Raw genomic sequence first — 2,193 nt, 5'->3', positions numbered from 1 at the left:
ATCCGGCCGAGTCCGTTGTAGCCGAAGGTCAGCTCCAGGAAGGAGTTGTGCTGCGAGCCGCCGATGTACGGGCGCGAGGAGGCGGGCCACAGCTCCACCACCGCCACCCACCAGCCGCCGGACACCACGGCCGCGAGCCCGGCCAGGGCGAGCTGGCCGAGCCGCCTGCGCACGGCCGTCGGCGCGCACACCGCGTACAGCAGGGCGAGCGGCGGCAGGATCAGGAACGCCTGGAGGGTCTTGGTCAGGAACGCGAAGCCGACGGCCACGCCCGCCCACACCAGCCACTTCGTCCGCGCGTCCTCCAGCGCGCGCAGCACGCAGTGGACGGTGACGGTCATCAGCAGGGCGAGCAGCGCGTCCGGGTTGTTGAAGCGGAACATCAGCGCGGCGACCGGGGTGAGGGCGAGCACCGCGCCCGCGATCAGCCCCGCCGCCGGGCTGAACCGGCGCCGCACCGCCGCGTACAGCACCGCCACCGTGCCGACGCCCATCAGGACCTCGGGCAGCAGGATCTGCCAGGAACCGAGTCCGAAGAGCCGCACCGAGAGCGCCATCGGCCACAGCGCGGCCGGGGGCTTGTCGACGGTGATGGCGTTCGCGGAGTCCAGCGAGCCGAAGAACATCGCCTTCCAGCTCTCGCCGCCCGCCTGGACGGCCGCCGAGTAGAAGGAGTTGGCGTAGCCGGAGGCGCTGAGGTTCCAGAGGTAGCCGAGGAGGGTGAGCAGGAGGAGGCCGAGGAAGGCGGGGCGTACCCAGGCCGGGTCGGTGGGGCGCCCGCGCCACAGCCGGACGGCGGCGGCCCCGGGGCGGGCCGCGGCGACCCCCTCGCGCGCGTCGGCCGGACAGGAGGTCGTGGTCATCGGGTGGCGTCCTTCTGGTGGGGGAACGGGGTGGCGCGGTCCGGGAAGACCCAGGCGCGGAAGAGCAGGAAGCGCAGCACGGTGGCGGCCAGGTTCGCCGCCACCAGGACGGCCAGCTCGGTGGAGTGCGAGGGATCTCCGCCCGCCGCGCCCAGCGCCGCGAGGGACCCGCTGGTCAGGGCGAGCCCGATCGCGAACACGGCGAGCCCCTGCGCCTGGTGGCGCATCGCGCGCTCCCGCCCCCGTACGCCGAAGGTGAGCCGGCGGTTGGCGGCGGTGTTGGCGACGGCCGAGACCAACAGGGCGGCGGCGTTGGCCACTTGGGGGCCGGTGCCGGCCCGGAAGAGCGAGTAGAGGCCGAGGTAGAAGAGGGTGGAGAGCGCGCCGACCACGCAGAAGCCGACGAGCTGCCGGGCGAGACCGCCCGGGACGCCGCTGATCGCGCGGTCGCGCGGGTCGTCGCCGAACGGGCGCGCGAGCCGGTCCAGGGGGAGCGCGCCGACGGCCAGGGCGCGCCCGATACGCCACACGCCCTTGAGGTCGTCGGCCGCTGTCCGCACGATGTGGACGGTCGAGTCCGGGTCGTCGACCCAGTCCACCGGCACCTCGTGGATCCGCAGCCCGGCCCGCTCGGCGAGCACGAGCAGCTCGGTGTCGAAGAACCAGCCGGTGTCCTCCACCATCGGCAGCAGCCGCTCCGCCACCTCTCGGCGTATCGCCTTGAAGCCGCACTGCGCGTCCGAGAAGCGCGCCGCGAGCGAGGACTTGAGGATCAGGTTGTACGCGCGCGAGATGAACTCCCGCTTGGGCCCGCGCACCACCCGCGAGGCCCGGCTGAGCCGGGAGCCGATCGCGAGGTCGGAGTGGCCCGAGATGAGCGGGGCGACCAGCGGGAGCAGCGCGTTGAGATCGGTCGAGAGGTCGACGTCCATGTACGCGAGCACGGGCGCGTCCGAGGCCGACCACACGGCCCGCAGCGCCCGCCCGCGCCCCTTCTGCTCCAGCCGGACATGGCGTACGCCCGCGATCTCCCGGGCCAGACGCGCCGCGACCTCGGGGGTGCGGTCGGTGGAGGCGTTGTCGGCGACGGTGATCCGGAACGCGTACGGGAAGGTGCGGGCGAGGTGCTCGCCGAGCCGGCGCACACACGGCTCCAGGTCCTTCTCCTCGTTGTGGACGGGGACCACCACGTCGAGGACGGGCCCGCCCGCCGCACCGACGGGCAGGTGCTCACGGGCCGGCAGGGTGCCCACGGAGATGTCGGTTCGCATGCCACCGACCCTCCCGAGGGCCGCTGTCACACCTGTGTGGCGCGACTGTGGGCGGGCTG

At 73.9% G+C, this 2,193-nt stretch carries 2 protein-coding genes; both read right to left on the bottom strand.

Translation table 11 applies throughout. The features are described from left to right. The coding region (locus ACJA3G_RS35505) for an ArnT family glycosyltransferase (protein ID WP_406557149.1) at nt 1–863 on the bottom strand (863 nt) is incomplete at its 3' end. Beyond that, the gene (locus ACJA3G_RS35500; protein ID WP_406557148.1) at nt 860–2,134 is read right to left on the bottom strand and encodes a glycosyltransferase; all 1,275 of its coding nucleotides are present in this window, start codon (nt 2,132–2,134) and stop codon (nt 860–862) included. The genes ACJA3G_RS35500 and ACJA3G_RS35505, both read right to left, overlap by 4 nt. Between the last annotated feature and the right edge of the window lie 59 nt (nt 2,135–2,193).

The organism is Streptomyces sp. YS-3 (assembly GCF_045257485.1).
Taxonomy (GTDB): domain Bacteria; phylum Actinomycetota; class Actinomycetes; order Streptomycetales; family Streptomycetaceae; genus Streptomyces.
This window is presented reverse-complemented; position numbering and strand designations above follow the sequence as displayed.

Excerpts from the sequence above, each read along its gene's own strand:
- ACJA3G_RS35500 (WP_406557148.1), bottom strand. The coding sequence starts at position 2,134 with ATGCGAACCGACATCTCCGTGGGCACCCTGCCGGCCCGTGAGCACCTG.